Genomic DNA, 16,234 nt, shown 5'->3' on the forward strand with positions numbered 1-16,234 from the left:
CGCGGTCAGCCCCGGAACCGCTCGCGCCGCAGGATCGAGGCCAGCAGCCCCATCGCCCCGACCATGCACATCAGCCCGGGAGCCGCGATCGGCGGCCCCATGGGCACGTTGTAGGAGGCGTTCTTCCACCCGCCCGGCTTGCGTGCGACCCCGCGAGCGTGCAGGTATTCGCCCATCAGGCCGTTGGCGGTGTAGACGCCCGCGGTGATCGGCAGCCAGAGTTTGGCCCAGCGTCGTGAGAAGACCCCGCCGATTCCGGCGACCACCACCGGCGGTGTCACCACGATCGGGCTCCACATCCACTTGTTGCCGAAGCTGGCTTTGTAGTGCTCGAAATAGATTTCCGCCGTCGTGACGACGGCCGCGATGGCCGTCAGCCCGGACAGCGAGCGTTCGAAGCGACCGTGCGCGACGTTGTACAACGCCCGCTCGGCGAGGTGTTCGGCCTCGCCCATGCGTCGACTACCCTTGTCTAACAACAACATTGGGTTCCCTTCCTCGCTATTTGGTTCGTGTGAGTCAGCCGAGCGGCTGCGCGCGCTGATCGATGCGGATATACGGGATGCATTGCGAGGCACTGGCGGGATCGGGGAGCCGCGCGCGAAGAATGCCTGCCGCCGTCTCGCCCATGCGTCACCTCACTCCTGAAACGAAACACGCTCAGGCAGCCAGCGCGATGAAGGCTCGCGATGGCTGCCCAGAGAACTGGCATGCGCCCAGCTGCGTGTTTCAACCGAGGTGGTCCCGACGGCGCGTCGTGACCGAAGCGCATTCCGTGCGTACCCGATTCCCGTCGGCGTAAACAGTCCGCTCGGTGTCGGGTTTGGGCCCGCGAAAATCTTCGAGCCTCCCGCGCCGCGCGTGTTCATCCCCGCTCCGTCGCGCTCGCCGCGACTTGTCGGTGGGTCCCACTATCATCGAACACATGTTCGAGTACTCGCTGGCCTCGCGGTGGACGCCGGAATCGGCGGCGCTGCTGGATCGGATGCGTGACGCGGGCCGCGCGGAGGCCCGAGCCGCCGCCGAACGCTTGGTGGCGATCGGGGACCTGCTGGTGCTGCGCTGCCGGGACTCGGGGGAGCGGGCGGACTGGGCGGCCGACGCGTGGGACGCGGTCGCCGCGCAGGTCGGTGCGGCACTGGGTTGCAGTGTGGCGATGGCCCATAGCTATCTGCGGTACGCGATGGCGATGCGCGAGCGGTTGCCGCAGGTCGGCAAGGCTTTCCTCGCCGGCGACATCGACTATCGCGCGTTCCAGACGATCGTGTTCCGCACCGACTTGATCACCGACAACGAGGTGTTGGTGCGGGTGGATGCGCGGCTTGCGGCCCTGCTGTCACGGCGCCCATCGCTGACCCGGGGCGGGTTGAGCGCGGCGGTGGATCGCGTGGTGGCGCTGGTGGATGCCGATGCGGTGCGCCGGGCCAAGCAGGCGATCAGCGATCGGTTCGTGGATGTGCAGTCCAACGAGTCGGGGATGGCGTGGTTGACGGGCAGCGTGTTCGGCGCCGACGGGCATGCCCTGGATCGGCGGCTCGATGAGTTGGCGCGCAGCGTATGTGACGCCGATCCGCGCAACCACCGGCAGCGGCGCGCCGACGCGCTCGGGGCGCTGGCCGCCGGGGCGGAGCGATTGCGGTGCCAATGCGGAACACCCGAATGTGCGGCCGCCGAGCGGATCCCGAGCGCTGTGGTGATTCACGTCGTCGCCGAGCAGGCCACGGTCGCCGGCCGCGGAGCGGCCCCCGGCGTCCTGCCCGGTTTCGAGGGACTCCTTCCCGCCGAGGTGATCGCCGAGTTGGCGGGCTCGGCCAAGCTGGTGCCCTTGGGCGCCCCGGGCGAGGCCGAGCCGCGCTACACCCCTTCTTGCAGGCTGGCCGATTTCGTGCGGTGCCGGGATCTGACGTGCCGGGCGCCGGGGTGTGATCGCCCGGCCGTCGACTGCGACATCGACCACACGATCCCGTACTCCGAGGGCGGCGCGACGCATCCGTCGAACCTGAAATGCCTGTGCCGCCAACATCATTTGCTCAAAACGTTCTGGGGCTGGCGCGACGAACAGTTACCCGACGGCACCTTGATCTGGCGGCTGCCCGACGGGCACACCTACGTCACCACCCCGGGCAGCGCGCTGCTGTTCCCCGGCCTGTGCGCGCCCACCGGTGACGTCCCGGCCCCTACACCCGTCGAGCGCTGTGGTGAGCGCACCGCGATGATGCCGCTGCGCACCCGTACCCGCGCCCAAAGTCGGGCCCAGCGCATCGCCACCGAACGCCACCGCAACCGCCAAGCCCGCCGCGCCGCCCAACCCGCGGTGCCGACCAGCCCGGCACCCACCGGCCCCGCGCCACCCGACGAGGACCCACCGCCCTTCTAATCGCGGATCAGACGGACTTGGTGACGCCCACGTAGGACAGCACCACGTCGGATTCGTCCGTCACCTGAGTCAGGGTCGCGTAAGAACGGATGAACGACTGCCCCACGCATCCGTCGATCTTGACGTGAAAGCCGGTGACGATGACCCGCGGGTTCGGGCCCTTGAAGTCCTTCCTGACGACCGGCACGACGAGCACCACGCCGGGCTTGAGGCCCACTGTGATCACGCCGTTTATCGGCGCGGTAACCAAGGGGATAAGACCGCCCGCCAACGGGAAGCCAACGCCCGGGTTGAGGCCGGCGCTGCCCGCCATGGTGACGCCGTTGGAGGTGCTCATGTCGATTCCGCAGCCGATCTCATAACCCACCTCGAGCACGCCGTGAGGTTGTTCGAGTCCCTCCAGCGAACCGGCGAACGTTCCGCGAGACAGGTATTCGCGGGACGACACCGCGGTGGTCAGCGGCGCGACGGGAACCTGCGACTCGTCCCTCGCCCCGAGGGTAAGGGTCCAGCCCTCGGGCGTCGTGAAGGTCACCGGGTCGGACGACGGCACTCGCCCGTCATCCGGTGCTCCCGCCGTGGCCGCTGCGTTTTCAGCGTCGGGATCGGCGGCAGTGGGCGGCGCCGAGGTCACTGCCGTGACGACGCACAGCGCGAGAATCGCAGCGCGACGGACGATGACGGCTACCGGCCACACGAGCGATACGGTAAGCGCGGCCCGATTGCGGTCCCGAAATTTGCTGGCCGACCGGCCGAAGTCGTTTTGCGTTCGTGACCGTTATGGAACATCGGTCCGGAACTCTGGGGATGACCGGTGGCGAACGCCGGCGCGAAGGACGATTCCGCCCCCGCTTCGTTTGCCAAACCGGTAAGGTGACGAGTGTCCCGGCGACAGAAAGGGCGGCGATGAAAACCCACCTGCGCGCTCGGGGATTGTTGGCCGGGGCGGTGACCGTCCTGGCGCTCACGGGGGGCACCGGCGTAGCGCAAGCGGATTCCGGAGACCCGACGGGACCGAACGTGCTCAATCAGCTCATCACGTCCACCCCGGCGCTGAATCCGGCTCCCGGGGACGAAAACGGTCCCACGGTGGATTCGAATGCCGTCGGCATGTATTGCGAGAACCGATTCGCGCGGTGCCATTAGGCGGATCGCCGATCGGCAGGCCCGCCCGGCCGCCGAATAGACCGCCCTTCTAATCGGCCTCATGGCCGGTTCCCATCTCGCTGAAAGCAATGGCCGCAACGCTGAATCATGCCCAATAGGACGGCCGGGCCGGCGGCGGTGGTGAGCGCCCTTCTCGCCGCCGGATGGCAAACGGCGGCCCCGGTGGCCCACGCCGACATCGACTTCTACTGCCGGCCCGGCTGCTGGGGTGCGATCGCGGCGTCGCCCTCGACCGGAGAGGAAGCCATCCGCCTCAACTACCGCACCCGGCAGCAGGCCGAGGACGCCGCCGTCCTGTGGTGCGACGTCATGGGCAAGACCAACGACTGCCAGGTACTCACGTCCGGGCTGGGGTGCCTGTCGATCGCGGAAGGCGGGGACGGCAACGCGCTGGCGGCGCGGGTCGCACTCACCCTCGACGCGGCCGACGCGGCGGCGCTCGACGGTGCGGGTCCGGGGTCCAAAGTGGACCTGCACGACTGCAACGGTTGACCGCCCGGAGCAAATCGCCTGGCCAGGACCGTCGCGCCCGCCGATGTGCCATGATGTCGGAGCTGTCAAGACACAAGGGAGCGGCCGTGGATCTCAACTTGTCGATTGTCACGCGACCGGTCGAGCGCCTGATCGCTACGGCGCAGAACGGGCTGGAGGTCGTCCGGCTGGGGGGCTTGGAAACAGGTAGCGTCCCATCGCCGTCGCAAATCGTCGAGAGCGTACCGATGTACAAGCTCCGGCGTTACTTCCCGCCGGACAGCCGTCGCGACAAGCCGCGGGTCGGTCCGCCGGTGCTGATGGTCCACCCGATGATGATGTCGGCGAACATGTGGGACGTCACGCGCGACGAGGGCGCGGTGGGCATCCTGCACGCCAACGGGCTGGATCCCTGGGTCATCGACTTCGGCGAGCCCGACAAGGTGGAAGGCGGCATGCGCCGCACCCTCGCCGACCACATCGTCGCGCTCAGCCAGGCCATCGACACGGTCAAGGAGGTCACCGGCAGCGACATCCACCTGGTCGGCTACTCGCAGGGCGGCATGTGGTGTTACCAGGTCGCCGCGTACCGGCGTTCGAAGAGCCTGGCCAGCATCGTCACCTTCGGTTCGCCGGTGGACACCCTGGCCGCCCTGCCGATGGGCATCCCGGCAAACTTCGCCGCGCCCGCCGCCAACTTCATGGCGGACCACGTCTTCAGCCGGCTGGCCATCCCCAGTTGGATGGCGCGCACCGGCTTTCAGATGCTCGATCCGCTCAAGACCGCCAAGGCGCGCGTCGACTTCGTGCGCCAGCTGCACGACCGCGAGGCGTTGCTCCCGCGCGAACAGCAGCGCCGGTTCCTCGAGCGCGAAGGCTGGATCGCCTGGTCCGGCCCGGCGATCTCCGAGCTGCTCAAGCAATTCATCGCCCACAACCGGATGATGACCGGCGGCTTCGCCGTCAACGGCCAGATGGTCACGCTCACCGACATCACCTGCCCGGTGCTGGCCTTCGTCGGCGAGGTGGACGACATCGGGCAGCCGGCCTCGGTGCGGGGCATCCGCCGGGCGGCGCCGGACGCCGAGGTCTACGAATCCACCATTCGCACAGGCCATTTCGGCCTGGTCGTGGGATCCAAAGCGGCGCAACAGAGTTGGCCGACCGTCGCGGCGTGGGTGAAGTGGTTGTCCACCGGCGGCGACAAGCCGTCGGGCATCGACCTGATGGCCGACCAGCCCGCCGAGCACACCGACAGCGGGGTCGCGCTGAGCTCCCGGATCACGCACGGCCTCGGGGAGGTGTCCGAGGCGGCGCTGGGCATGGTGCGCGGCGCGGCCAACACGGTGGTCGCGGCCAACAAGTCGATGCGCACCCTGGCCGTCGAAACGGCCCGCACGCTGCCGCGCCTGGTCCGGCTGGGGCAGATCAACGACCACACCCGCATCTCGCTGGGCCGCATCATCGACGAACAGGCGCACGACGCCCCGCAGGGCGAATTCCTGCTGTTCGACGGCCGGGTGCACACCTACGAGGCCGTCAACCGGCGCATCAACAACGTCGTCCGCGGCCTGATCGAGGTGGGCGTCCGGCAGGGCGACCGGGTCGGGGTCCTGATGGAGACGCGACCCAGCGCGCTGGTGGCCATCGCCGCCCTGTCCCGCCTGGGCGCGATCGGCGTCGTGATGCGGCCGGACGCCGACCTGGCCGCGTCGGTCCGGCTCGGCGGGGTGACCGAGCTGCTGACCGACCCCACCAACCTCGAGGCGGTGCTGGCGTCGGACCGCCAGGGTCTGCGGCAGGTGCTGGTGCTCGGCGGCGGCGAGGCGCGCGACCTGCACCTGCCCGACGACAGCGACGTCATCGACATGGAGCAGATCGACCCGGACGCCGTCCAGCTGCCCGGCTGGTACCGGCCCAACCCGGGATTGGCCCGCGACCTGGCGTTCATCGCGTTCAGCGCGGCCGGTGGCGAGCTGGTCGCCAAGCAGATCACCAACTACCGCTGGGCGGTGTCGGCCTTCGGGACCGCGTCGACGGCCGCCCTGGACCGCCGGGACACCGTGTACTGCCTGACCCCGCTGCACCACGAGTCGGCGTTGCTGGTGAGCCTGGGCGGCGCGGTGGTCGGCGGCACGCGCATCGCGCTGTCCCGCGGCCTGGACCGCGACCGGTTCGTCCAGGAGGTGCGGCAGTACGGCGTCACCGTGGTGTCCTACACCTGGGCCATGCTGCGCGAGATCGTCGACGATCCCGCGTTCGTGCTGCACGGCAACCACCCGGTCCGGCTGTTCATCGGGTCCGGTATGCCGACGGGCCTGTGGGGCCGGGTCGTCGACGCGTTCGCGCCCGCGCACGTCGTCGAATTCTTCGCGACCACCGACGGACAAGCGGTGTTGGCCAACGTGTCCGGCGCGAAGGTCGGCAGCAAGGGGCGTCCGCTGCCCGGCGCCGGGCGTATCGAGCTGGCGGCCTACGACGCCGAGCACGACCTGATCCTGGAGAACGAGCGCGGCTTCGTCCAGGTCGCCGAGCCGAAACAGGTCGGGGTGCTGCTCGCCGCGTCGAACGGTCCGATCGATCCGACGGCGTCGGTCAAACGGGGGGTGTTCGCCGCGGGCGACACCTGGATCTCCACCGAGTACCTGTTCTACCGCGACGACGACGGGGACTACTGGCTGGCCGGCAGGCGCGGCTCGGTGGTCCACACCGCGCGCGGCCTGGTGTTCGACGAGCCGGTCACCAACGTGCTGGGCTGCATCAACGGTGTCGATTTGGCGGTGACCTACAACGTGCCGGTGGGCGACCGGGAGGTCGCGGTGTCGGCGGTGACGCTGCTGCCCGGGGCCAGCATCACGGCGGCCGACCTGACGGACGCCGTCGCCAAGATTCCGATCGGCGTGGGGCCCGACATCGTCCAGGTCTGCCCCGAGATGACACTGAGCGCGACCTACCGTCCGACCGTCAGCGCCCTGCGCGCGGCGGGAATTCCCAAGCCGGGCCGCCAGGTGTGGTACTTCGACGCCGACGGCCAGCACTTCCGGAAGCTGACCCCCGGCATCCGATCCGAACTGAAGGGGCGTGCCGATGGTTGACGATTCGCTGCTGAGCATCCTGGTGTGCCCGGCCGACCGGGGTCCGTTGCTGCTCGTGGACGACAAGTTGTTGTACAACCCGCGGCTGCGGCGCGCCTACCGCATCGAGGACGGCATCCCGGTGCTGCTCGTCGACGAGGCCCGCGACGTCGACGACGACGAGCACGCCCGGCTCATGGCACGAGGCCGTCCGGCAGATCACCGGTGAGGTAGCGCTGCAGGTTGGGGGCGATGGTCGAAGCGACCTGTTCGGCCGGCAACGAAGCGAACGGCTCCAGCTTCAGGATGTAGCGCGCCATCACCACGCCGACCAGTTGGGATGCGACGAATTGGACGCGGAGGTGTCCGCTGCCGGGTGGATTGTCAACGCGCGGGCCCACTTCCACCGCGATCACGTCCTGGATGAAGGTGCGGAACAGATTGACCTCGCTGCCGGCGATGATGGAGCGCAGGGCGGCGACGAACGCCGTACCGACCTCGGAATCCCACAGCGGCAACAACATCGACGGCAGCGTGTGGCCGAGTTCGTCGACCGGCACCTCGCGCAGCCGGCCGATCACCTCCATCGGATCGATCGGGATGTGCACGGCGGCGGCGAAGAGCTTTTCCTTGGTTCCGAAGTAGTGGTGCACCAGGGCGGAGTCCACCCCGGCCGCCGCCGCCACCGCGCGGATCGAGGTATCGCGAATACCGTTGCGGGCAAACAACTCTCGAGCGCTGGAGAGGATCCGCTCACGGCTGTCGGAGGTGCCGGCCGGCCGACCGGGCCGCCGGCCCCGGCTGTTGGTGGTCGCCACCGGGGTCTAGGCGGTCCGCCGCCGCAGCGTCGCGGCGGCCAGGCACAGCGCCGCGAGCGCGAAGCCCAGCACGACGACGATGTCACGCACCGCGATGTAGGTCAGTTGCGGGTGCGCACCGACCTGTTGCAGCGCCTCCAGCGCGTAGCTGGCCGGCATCACGTTGCTGACCCACTGCAGCCAGTGCGGCATCAACGCCCGCGGCACGATGATGCCGGCCAGCAGCAGTTGCGGCACCATCACCAACGGGATGAACTGCACGGCCTGAAACTCCGTGCGCGCGAACGCGCTACAGAGCAGGCCGAGGCCGACGCCGAGGACGGCGTTGACGATCGCGATCACGAACACCCACGCCGGGCTGCCCGCGGTGTCGAAGCCGAGCAACCAGAACGACACGATGCACGCCAGGGTCGCCTGCGCCGCCGCGGCCACCGAGAAGGCGGTGCCGTAGGCGATCAGCAGGTCGAACCGGCGCAGGGGAGTGGTCAGGATTCGCTCCAGCGTCCCTGAGGCCCGTTCGCGCTGCATCGTGATCGCCGTGATGATGAACATGACGAACAGCGGGAACAGGCCCAGCAGGATCAGGCAGGCGTTGTTGAACGGTGCCGGGGTGCCGGGGCGATGCGGGGCGTTTTGAAACATGTAGTACATCAACGTGATCACCAGGACGGGGACGAACAGGATCATCGCGACGCTGCGATGGTCGGCCGCCAGCTGCCGCAGGATCCGCGTCGTGGTGGCGGTGTAGCCCTTGAGCCCTAGCCGGCCTGGCGCATGGTGCTGCGCTTGATGATGGACAGAAACGCGTCCTCCAGTGACGTGCATCCGGTGTCCTCTCGTAGTTGGGCCGGGGTGGTGTGGGCGAGCAGGTGGCCGTCGCGCATCAGCAGCAGGTCGCCGCAGTGGTCGGCCTCGTCCATGACGTGGCTGGAGACCAGCAGCGTGGTTCCGGCGCGGGCGAGGTCGGTGAACTGCTCCCACAGGTCCGCGCGCAGCACCGGGTCGAGGCCGACCGTGGGCTCGTCGAGCACGAGCAGGTCGGGGCGGCAGACCAGCGCGCAGGCCAGCGACACCCGGGTGCGCTGGCCGCCGGAAAGGTTGCCGCAGAACGCGGTTCGGTGGTCGGACAGCCCGACTCGCTCGATCGCGGCGTCGGCGGCCTGGTGGTCGAAGCCGTACAGCGCGGCGAAGTAGCGGACGTTGTCGACGATCCGCAGGTCGTTGTAGATCGTCGGATCCTGGGGGAGGTAGCCGACCCGGCGGTGCAGCGCCGCGGACCCGGCCGGGTGGCCGAGCACCTCGACGGTTCCCGAGGTGATGATCTGGGTGCCGACGATGCAGCGCATCAGGGTGGTCTTGCCGCAGCCGGACGGGCCGAGCAGGCCCGTGATGCTGCTGGGCCCTATCTGCACCGAGAAGTCGTGCAGGGCGGGGCGTTTGCCGCGGATCACCCGCAGGTGTTCGATGCGGACGGCCGGGGCCGTGATTAATTCATCACGTGATGAAGTCATCATGTGATGAATATCGTCCTCCGGGGAGGCGTTGTCAAGGGTTGGTGCGGTCGTCCAATCCCGGCCGACGCAGCGGCAGGTGGCCGTGCACACCCTCGGCGTAGGCGGTCTCGGCGTGTTGCGTGAGGTCGACCCCGGTCGTCTCGTCTTCCGCGCTCAGCCGGAAGCCCATCACCCGGTCGATCACCTTGGCGAGCACGAACGACACCGTGAACGCGTACAGCGCGACCACGGCGATCGCGAGCAACTGCTTGCCCAGCTGGGTGAAGCCGCCCCCGTAGAACAGGCCGCGCGGGCCCGCCGTCATCACCGCCGTCGCGAGCAACCCGATCAGCGACACCCCGACGACGCCGCCGACGAAGTGCACTCCGACCACGTCAAGCGAATCGTCATAGTTGAAGCGGAATTTCGCGCTGATCGCGAAAGAGCAGACGACCCCGGCCGCCAACCCGACGACCGCGGCGCCCAGCGTGTTGACGGTTCCGCACGACGGCGTGATGGCGACCAGCCCGGCCACCACACCGGACGCCGCGCCGAACGTTGTCGGCCTGCCGTCGCGGATCTGCTCGACCGACAGCCAGCCGAGCATGCCGAGGCAGCCGGCGACGAGCGTGTTGAGGAAGATGGCCGCGGCGGTGCCGTTGGCGGCCAGGGCCGAACCGGCGTTGAAACCGAACCAGCCGAACCACAGCAGGCCGACCCCGAGCAGCACCAGCGGCAGATTGTGCGGCCGCATTGCGTCCTTCTTGAAGCCGATGCGCGGACCGAGCACCAGCGCCAGGGCCAGCGCGGAGGCGCCGGACACGATCTCCACGACCAGGCCGCCCGCGTAGTCCAGCACGCCCAGCTTGGCCAGCCAGCCACCGGGTCCCCAGACCCAATGCGCGACAACCGAATACACGACGACCGCCCAGACCGGCACGAACACCATCCAGGCCGCGAACTTGGCGCGGTCGGCGATCGCGCCGCTGACCAGCGCCGCCGTGATGATCGCGAACGTCACCTCGAAGGTGGCGAACAGCAGTTCGGGAACCGTCCCGTGGACGGTGTCCGGGGTGATGCCCAGCATCCCGAGGTGGGAAAGATTGCCCAGGAACCCGCCCGCGCCGTCCTCGGAAAACGCGATGGTGTAGCCGACCAGCAGCCACGCCACCGTGACGAGCGGGATGGAGATGAAGCTCATCATGATCATGTTGAGCACGCCGGTGGTGCGGACCATCCCGCCGTAGAAGATCGCCAGGCCGGGGGTCATCAGCAGGACGAGTGCCGTGCTGGCCAGCAGCCACGCGGTGGCGGCGGGGTCGATCGGATGCATGACGTGCGCTCCTTCACTGGTCCCAAGACACCGGGATATTGCCATGGCAGCGCCGCCGGTAGGTTCGGTGGGTGGCCGCAAGCCAGCTGTTAGTCGACCCGGTGGCGGCGGCGCATCGGCTCCTCGGCGCCACCCTCGTCGGCCGCGGCGTGACCGCCATCGTCGTCGAGGTCGAGGCGTATGGCGGCGTTCCGGACGGACCGTGGCCGGACGCGGCGGCCCACTCCTATCGCGGGATCAGCGGGCGCAACGCGGTGATGTTCGGGCCCCCGGGCCGGCTCTACACCTATCGCAGCCACGGGATCCACGTGTGCGCCAACGTCTCGTGCGGTCCGGACGGCACCGCGGCGGCCGTCTTGCTGCGGGCGGCCGCCCTCGAGGACGGCGCCGACGTCGCGCGCGCCCGGCGCGGCGAGCTGGTCCGCGCGGCGGCCCTCGCCCGCGGCCCGGGCAACCTGTGTTCGGCCCTGGGAATCACCATGGACGACAACGGGATTGACCTCTTCGATCCCGCCAGCCCGGTGGCCTTGCAACTCAACGAGCCGCTGACCGCCGTGTCCGGTCCGCGCGTCGGCGTCAGCCAGGCCGCCGACCGGCCGTGGCGGCTGTGGCTCGCGGGCCGTCCCGAAGTCTCGGCCTACCGGCGCAGCCCGCGCGCGCCGGCCCCCGGCACCAGCGACTAGTGGCGATCGCGAGCTCGGCGTAGCCGGGCGAAGCGGGTCGCCACCAGCGACTAGGTATGCGCGGGCGCGGCGGCCCGGAACGCGGGGTCGACGCGGCGCGCGACGAAGACGAAGGTCACGGCCAGCAGGGGTGCGACGGCGCTGTATAGCGCGGCCGGCGTGGCCATTTCGGCGCTGTTCAGCAGCTGCGGGCTCAGCGCCACGCCCATCGCGACCACGGCATTGTGCATGCCGACCTCCAGGCTGACCGCCACGGCCTGCCGCGGGGCCAGCCGCATCAGGCGCGGCGCCAGATAGCCGACGGTCAGGCTGACGGCGCAGAACGTGACCACGGCCGCCGTCAACGCCCCGATGTTGTGCCACAGCGTCTTCCGCCCTCCGGCGATGGCCCCCAGCACGGCCAGGATCAGCAGCGCAAAGGCCAGTATCCGGACGGGCTTCTGCAGCCGCCGGGCCAGCTCGGGGAAGCGGTGCCGGAAGGCGACCCCGACCGCGATCGGGACCAGCACCAGGTCGAAGACGGTGAAGAACTTGTCCACCTGAAGCGGCAGAAACCGGCCCCCGCCGAGGAACCAGGTCATCGACACCGCCAGGATCGCCGGCAGCGCGACGATCGACAGCACGGCGTTGATCGCGGTCAGCGTCAGGTTGAGCGCCAGGTCGCCGTTGAACAGGTGGCTCAGGATGCTCGACATCGTCCCGCCGGGGGTGGCGGCCATCAGCATCAGCCCGACCGCCAGGCGGGGCTCGAGATGGAACGCCTCGGCGATGACCAGGCACAGGGCCGGCAGCAGCAGCGACTGGCAGATCAACGCAACCACCAATGGCTTGCGTAGCGTGGCGGCCCGTTTGAAGTCGTCGATCGTCAGGGTGAGCCCGAGGGCGAGCATCACGACGGCGACGACCAACGGCCAGAATCGGTTGTCCATAACGCTCCGCGTTGTCGGGGCACTTACCGCCGAAGGCGATGGCGCGACGCCGCGCCGGGCATGAGCTTGCCTTATCGGGCAGCGCGGGGGCGAATCGCGCCCCGGGGAGCGACTAAAGTCGCTGGCGATGTCTTCCGGGATCCTTGACGAGCTGGGCTGGCGCGGGCTGATCGCGCAGTCCACCGACCTCGACGCGCTGGCCGCCGAGGCGCAGCGCGGGCCGATGACGGTGTACGCCGGCTTCGACCCCACGGCCGCCAGCCTGCACGCGGGCCACCTGGTGCCGCTGCTGGCGCTGCGCCGCTTCCAGCGGGCCGGCCACCGGCCGATCGTGCTCGCCGGCGGCGCCACCGGCATGATCGGCGACCCGCGCGACGTCGGGGAGCGCACCCTCAACGAGGCGGACACCGTCGCCGAATGGACCGAGCGCATCCGCGGCCAGCTGGAACGCTTCGTCGACTTCGACGAGTCGCCGACCGGCGCCATCGTCGTCGACAACCTGGACTGGACGGCCCCGTTGTCGGCGATCGAGTTCCTGCGCGACCTGGGCAAGCACTTCTCGGTCAACGTCATGCTGGATCGCGACACCATCCGGCGGCGGCTCGAGGGCGAGGGCATCTCCTACACCGAGTTCAGCTACATGCTCCTGCAGGCCAACGACTACCTCGAATTGCACCGCCGGTACGGCTGCACGCTGCAGATCGGCGGCTCCGACCAGTGGGGCAACATCATCGCCGGGGTCCGGTTGGTCCGCCAGAAGCTGGGCGCGACGGTGCACGCGCTCACCGTCCCGCTGGTGACGGCGGCCGACGGCACCAAGTTCGGCAAGTCCACCGGCGGCGGCAGCCTGTGGCTGGACCCCGCGATGACCACGCCGTACGCCTGGTACCAGTACTTCTTCAACACCGCCGACGCCGACGTGATCCGGTACCTGCGGTGGTTCACCTTCCTGTCGGCCGACGAGCTGGCGGAGCTGGAACAGGCGACGGCCGAGCGGCCGCAGCAGCGGGCGGCGCAGCGGCGGCTGGCCCGCGAGCTGACCGTGCTGGTGCACGGGGAGGCGGCCACCGAGGCGGTCGAGCACGCCAGCCGCGCGCTGTTCGGGCAGGGCGAACTGGACCGCCTGGACGAGGCGACGCTGGCGGCGGCGCTGCGCGAGGCTTCGATCGCCGAGCTCAAGCCCGGGAGCCCGGACGGGATCGTCGACCTGCTGGTGGCCAGCGGGCTTTCCGAGAGCCGCAAGGCCGCGCGCCGGACCATCGGCGAGGGCGGGGTGTCGGTCAACAACGCCCGGGTGGACAGCGAGGACTGGGCGCCGCAGCCGTCGGACTTCCTGCACGGCCGCTGGCTGGTGCTGCGCCGCGGCAAGCGCACCGTCGCCGGGATCGAAAAGGTCTAGGAACGCACCTGCAAAACGCGTGGGTGCGCAAATCTTTACCGCACCGTGTTGCGGCTGTGACCCGCATTGGCCAGGGTGGTCACGGTGACATCCCTGAGGCGTGTGGAGTGGGCCCTGCTGCGTCTCGTCGGAGTGGGCGCGTGTGTGGCGGGCCTGGCGGCGCCGCTGGCCGCGCCGGTCCGCGCCGACATGCGCTCGAACGCCTTCCTGATGGCGCTGAGCAACGCCGGCATCACCTATCCCCACCCGGCCAGCGCGCTGGCGCTGGGCGAGTCGGTGTGCCCGATGCTGGTGATGCCGGGCCAGTCCTTCGACTCGGTGGCCGCCGAAATGTCGAACCGCAGCGGGCTGGGCTATGAGTCGGCCGGCCTGTTCACCATCGTCGCCGTCGCGAACTACTGCCCGGCCGTGATCGCGCCGCTGCTGCAGAACCGGCTCACGGCGTACTAGCCCCCGACGCCCCCGTATCCTCGGCTGCGTGGTCGACGACAGGCAGCGGCAGCGGGGTGAACGGCGCCCGCGCGCATCCGGGTCCTGGTCGGGGCCGGGCCGCGCGCGACCCGCGCAACCGCAGAAGCCCGACGGCCACCGCGCGCCGGACTCCGGACCGCCCATTCCGCCGGGCGTGGAGGCCCGGCAGCTGGCACCCGAGATCCGCGGCGAGCTGAGCACGCTGGACCGCGCCACGGCGGACGCGGTGGCGCGCCACCTGGTCGCCGCCGGCGAGCTGCTCGACGAGGACCCCGAGGCCGCGCTGAGCCATGCCCGCGCGGCGCGGGCCCGGTCCAGCCGGATCGCCGCGATTCGTGAGGCCGTCGGCATCGCCGCCTATCACTGCGGCGACTGGGCGCAGGCGCTGGCCGAGTTGCGCGCCGCCCGCAGGATGGGCAGCAAGTCCAACCTGCTCGCGCTGATCGCGGATTGCGAACGCGGACTTGGCCGTCCGGAACGGGCCATCGAACTCGCGCGCGGCCCCGAGGCGGCCCAGCTCGCGGGTGACGACGCCGACGAGCTGCGCATCGTCGCGGCTGGCGCCCGCGCGGACCTCGGGCAGCTCGAACAGGCGCTGACCGTGTTGTCCACGCCGCAGCTCGATCCCGGCCGTCAGGGCTCGACGGCGGCGCGGTTGTTCTACGCCTACGCCGATACGCTGCTCGCGCTGGGCCGCAATGACGAAGCGCTGCAATGGTTTTTGCGCTCGGCCGCCGCCGACGTCGAGGGTGTCACCGATGCCGAGGACCGGGTCAGCGAGCTGGGCTCCCGATGACCAGCGTTGCGCGCCAATATGATTGCCTGCTGCTGGACCTGGACGGAACCCTGTTTCGCGGGCGCAGGCCCACCGAGGGTGCGGTCCAGGCGCTGGCCGAGGTCGAAAGCCGCGCGTTCTTCGTCACCAACAACGCTTCGCGCAGCGCCGGCGAGGTCGCGGCGCACCTGACCGAGCTCGGCTTCACCGCCACCGCCGACGACGTCGCCACCAGCGCCCAGAGCGCGGCCCGCTTGCTGGCCGACCGGCTTGCCCCGGGATCGCCGGTGCTGATCGTGGGCACCGACGCCCTGGCCGACGAGGTCGCCGCCGTCGGCCTGCGCCCGGTTCGCCAATACGACGACGACCCGGTCGCCGTCGTGCAGGGGCTGTCCATGACCATCGGTTGGCCGGATCTCGCCGAGGCGGCGCTGGCCATCCGGTCGGGCGCGCTGTGGGTTGCGGCCAACATCGATCCGACGCTGCCGACCGAGCGCGGCTTGTTGCCCGGGAACGGCTCCTTCGTCGCCGCGCTGCGCGCGGCCACCGGCGCCGAGCCCCAGGTCGCGGGCAAGCCGGCCCCCGGGCTGCTGACCGACGCGGCGGCGCGCGGCGATTTCCGCGCGCCCCTGGTGGTCGGCGACCGGCTGGACACCGACATCGAGGGCGCCAACGCGGCCAAGCTGCCCAGCCTGATGGTGCTCACCGGGGTCAGTTCCGCGCGGGACGCGGTGTATGCCGAGCCGGTGCGCCGGCCCACCTACATCGGCCACGACCTGCGCGCGCTGCACTCCGACGCCGAGCAGCTGGCCGTCGGGCCGCAGCCGGGCTGGCGTGTCGACGTCGACGATAAGGCGGTGACCGTCCGCGGCGCCGGGCCCGACGACGGCGACGGGCTCTCGATCGTGCGGGCGGTCGCCGGCGCGGTATGGGATGCGCGGACGGACGGGAGCCCGCCGGAGATCCGGGCCGCCGACGACCGCGCCCGGGCCGCGTTGCAGCGTTGGTCCTTGGTGCGCGGTGACTGACGGGTGACTAGCGTAAGAGCGCAATGACTATCGATCCTGAAGAAATCCGTGCCGAAATCGACGCCCTGCTCGCCCGGCTGCCCGAGCCCGGGACGCCGGAGAATCCCGACAACGCTCCGTCGCTGACCGAGCTCGAAGACATTGCTCGCCGCCTCTCCGAGGCGCACGACGTGCTGCTGGCCGCGCTGGAGTCGGCGGAGAAGGGCTGAGTGCGCG

The 16,234-nt window shown here is 70.1% G+C and carries 18 protein-coding genes; 11 read left to right on the forward strand and 7 right to left on the reverse strand.

Going from position 1 to position 16,234, the window contains the following annotated elements:
- Window positions 1–5: 5 nt before the first annotated feature.
- Complete coding sequence (locus tag A5681_RS24095; protein WP_067281698.1) at window positions 6–485, reverse strand: hypothetical protein; 480 nt, start codon at window positions 483–485, stop codon at window positions 6–8.
- Window positions 486–925: 440 nt separating this feature from the next.
- Here A5681_RS24095 and A5681_RS24100 point away from each other — a divergent pair, with 440 nt between their 5' ends.
- Window positions 926–2,377 carry an HNH endonuclease signature motif containing protein gene (locus A5681_RS24100; protein ID WP_067281702.1) on the forward strand — a complete coding sequence of 484 codons (1,452 nt, stop codon included), beginning with the start codon at window positions 926–928 and terminating at the stop codon, window positions 2,375–2,377.
- Between the two features lie 7 nt (window positions 2,378–2,384).
- Here A5681_RS24100 and A5681_RS24105 read toward each other — a convergent pair whose 3' ends face one another.
- Window positions 2,385–3,074, reverse strand: coding sequence for an MspA family porin (locus A5681_RS24105; protein WP_231996405.1), 690 nt, complete (start codon window positions 3,072–3,074; stop codon window positions 2,385–2,387).
- Window positions 3,075–3,283: 209 nt separating this feature from the next.
- Here A5681_RS24105 and A5681_RS24110 point away from each other — a divergent pair, with 209 nt between their 5' ends.
- From A5681_RS24110 to A5681_RS24125, 4 genes are all read left to right on the forward strand, one after another.
- Entirely contained in the window at window positions 3,284–3,523 is a 240-nt protein-coding gene (locus tag A5681_RS24110) for a hypothetical protein (RefSeq protein WP_067281705.1), read from the forward strand.
- 108 nt (window positions 3,524–3,631) lie between these two features.
- Window positions 3,632–4,036: a DUF4189 domain-containing protein gene (locus A5681_RS24115; RefSeq protein WP_082968520.1), complete on the forward strand. Its 405-nt coding sequence runs from the start codon at window positions 3,632–3,634 to the stop codon at window positions 4,034–4,036.
- Between the two features lie 86 nt (window positions 4,037–4,122).
- Window positions 4,123–7,110, forward strand: coding sequence for an acyl-CoA synthetase (locus tag A5681_RS24120; RefSeq protein WP_067281877.1), 2,988 nt, complete (start codon window positions 4,123–4,125; stop codon window positions 7,108–7,110).
- Window positions 7,103–7,318 carry a Trm112 family protein gene (locus A5681_RS24125; RefSeq protein ID WP_067281874.1) on the forward strand — a complete coding sequence of 72 codons (216 nt, stop codon included), beginning with the start codon at window positions 7,103–7,105 and terminating at the stop codon, window positions 7,316–7,318. Before A5681_RS24120 ends, A5681_RS24125 begins: the two co-directional genes overlap by 8 nt.
- Here the strand turns inward: A5681_RS24125 and A5681_RS24130 are convergent.
- Genes A5681_RS24130 through A5681_RS24145 form a run of 4 tightly spaced genes read right to left on the reverse strand, consistent with a single transcriptional unit; the run spans window position 7,284 to window position 10,733 of the window.
- Window positions 7,284–7,907, reverse strand: coding sequence for a TetR family transcriptional regulator (locus A5681_RS24130; RefSeq protein WP_067281710.1), 624 nt, complete (start codon window positions 7,905–7,907; stop codon window positions 7,284–7,286). The two genes, A5681_RS24125 and A5681_RS24130, sit on opposite strands and share 35 nt — an antisense overlap.
- A 6-nt stretch (window positions 7,908–7,913) precedes the next feature.
- A complete protein-coding gene (locus A5681_RS24135) occupies window positions 7,914–8,732 on the reverse strand; it encodes an ABC transporter permease (RefSeq protein WP_156738130.1) in 819 nt (272 codons plus the stop codon).
- The gene (locus A5681_RS24140; protein ID WP_067281716.1) at window positions 8,666–9,421 is read right to left on the reverse strand and encodes an ABC transporter ATP-binding protein; all 756 of its coding nucleotides are present in this window, start codon (window positions 9,419–9,421) and stop codon (window positions 8,666–8,668) included. The genes A5681_RS24135 and A5681_RS24140 overlap by 67 nt, the downstream gene beginning before the upstream one ends.
- A gap of 31 nt (window positions 9,422–9,452) precedes the next feature.
- Window positions 9,453–10,733 (reverse strand): ammonium transporter, encoded by a 1,281-nt coding sequence (locus tag A5681_RS24145; protein WP_067281719.1) that lies wholly within the window; start codon window positions 10,731–10,733, stop codon window positions 9,453–9,455.
- A 71-nt stretch (window positions 10,734–10,804) separates the two neighbouring features.
- On the opposite strand from A5681_RS24145, the gene A5681_RS24150 reads away from it, so the two are divergent.
- Window positions 10,805–11,416 (forward strand): DNA-3-methyladenine glycosylase, encoded by a 612-nt coding sequence (locus tag A5681_RS24150; RefSeq protein WP_067281722.1) that lies wholly within the window; start codon window positions 10,805–10,807, stop codon window positions 11,414–11,416.
- A gap of 50 nt (window positions 11,417–11,466) precedes the next feature.
- Here the strand turns inward: A5681_RS24150 and A5681_RS24155 are convergent, their stop codons facing one another.
- Window positions 11,467–12,345, reverse strand: a complete 879-nt coding sequence (locus A5681_RS24155) for a bile acid:sodium symporter family protein (RefSeq protein WP_067281724.1) — start codon at window positions 12,343–12,345, stop codon at window positions 11,467–11,469.
- A 127-nt stretch (window positions 12,346–12,472) separates the two neighbouring features.
- Here A5681_RS24155 and tyrS point away from each other — a divergent pair, with 127 nt between their 5' ends.
- The 5 genes from tyrS to A5681_RS24180 all read left to right on the forward strand — a co-directional run bounded on the left by tyrS (window position 12,473) and on the right by A5681_RS24180 (window position 16,227).
- Window positions 12,473–13,744, forward strand: coding sequence for a tyrosine--tRNA ligase (gene tyrS, locus A5681_RS24160; protein WP_067281727.1), 1,272 nt, complete (start codon window positions 12,473–12,475; stop codon window positions 13,742–13,744).
- 75 nt (window positions 13,745–13,819) lie between these two features.
- A complete protein-coding gene (locus tag A5681_RS24165; RefSeq protein WP_067281730.1) occupies window positions 13,820–14,194 on the forward strand; it encodes a DUF732 domain-containing protein in 375 nt (124 codons plus the stop codon).
- 28 nt (window positions 14,195–14,222) lie between these two features.
- Window positions 14,223–15,011 carry a tetratricopeptide repeat protein gene (locus A5681_RS24170; RefSeq protein ID WP_082968521.1) on the forward strand — a complete coding sequence of 263 codons (789 nt, stop codon included), beginning with the start codon at window positions 14,223–14,225 and terminating at the stop codon, window positions 15,009–15,011.
- Window positions 15,008–16,018, forward strand: coding sequence for an HAD-IIA family hydrolase (locus A5681_RS24175; protein WP_067281737.1), 1,011 nt, complete (start codon window positions 15,008–15,010; stop codon window positions 16,016–16,018). Before A5681_RS24170 ends, A5681_RS24175 begins: the two co-directional genes overlap by 4 nt.
- Window positions 16,019–16,041: 23 nt before the next feature.
- A complete protein-coding gene (locus A5681_RS24180; RefSeq protein WP_067281740.1) occupies window positions 16,042–16,227 on the forward strand; it encodes a hypothetical protein in 186 nt (61 codons plus the stop codon).
- The last annotated feature ends 7 nt before the right edge of the window (window positions 16,228–16,234 follow it).

Origin of the sequence: Mycobacterium scrofulaceum (assembly GCF_001667885.1) — a bacterium.
GTDB lineage: Bacteria > Actinomycetota > Actinomycetes > Mycobacteriales > Mycobacteriaceae > Mycobacterium > Mycobacterium scrofulaceum_C.

Bases quoted from the DNA above. Each gene is read 5' to 3' on its own strand.
- A5681_RS24155 (WP_067281724.1), bottom strand. From the start codon at position 12,345: ATGGACAACCGATTCTGGCCGTTGGTCGTCGCCGTCGTGATGCTCGCC.
- A5681_RS24110 (WP_067281705.1), top strand. From the start codon at position 3,284: ATGAAAACCCACCTGCGCGCTCGGGGATTGTTGGCCGGGGCGGTGACC.
- A5681_RS24145 (WP_067281719.1), bottom strand. From the start codon at position 10,733: ATGCATCCGATCGACCCCGCCGCCACCGCGTGGCTGCTGGCCAGCACG.
- A5681_RS24125 (WP_067281874.1), top strand. From the start codon at position 7,103: ATGGTTGACGATTCGCTGCTGAGCATCCTGGTGTGCCCGGCCGACCGG.
- A5681_RS24115 (WP_082968520.1), top strand. From the start codon at position 3,632: ATGCCCAATAGGACGGCCGGGCCGGCGGCGGTGGTGAGCGCCCTTCTC.
- tyrS (WP_067281727.1), top strand. From the start codon at position 12,473: ATGTCTTCCGGGATCCTTGACGAGCTGGGCTGGCGCGGGCTGATCGCG.
- A5681_RS24100 (WP_067281702.1), top strand. From the start codon at position 926: ATGTTCGAGTACTCGCTGGCCTCGCGGTGGACGCCGGAATCGGCGGCG.
- A5681_RS24175 (WP_067281737.1), top strand. From the start codon at position 15,008: ATGACCAGCGTTGCGCGCCAATATGATTGCCTGCTGCTGGACCTGGAC.
- A5681_RS24140 (WP_067281716.1), bottom strand. From the start codon at position 9,421: ATGATGACTTCATCACGTGATGAATTAATCACGGCCCCGGCCGTCCGC.
- A5681_RS24135 (WP_156738130.1), bottom strand. From the start codon at position 8,732: ATGCACGTCACTGGAGGACGCGTTTCTGTCCATCATCAAGCGCAGCAC.
- A5681_RS24095 (WP_067281698.1), bottom strand. From the start codon at position 485: ATGTTGTTGTTAGACAAGGGTAGTCGACGCATGGGCGAGGCCGAACAC.
- A5681_RS24180 (WP_067281740.1), top strand. From the start codon at position 16,042: ATGACTATCGATCCTGAAGAAATCCGTGCCGAAATCGACGCCCTGCTC.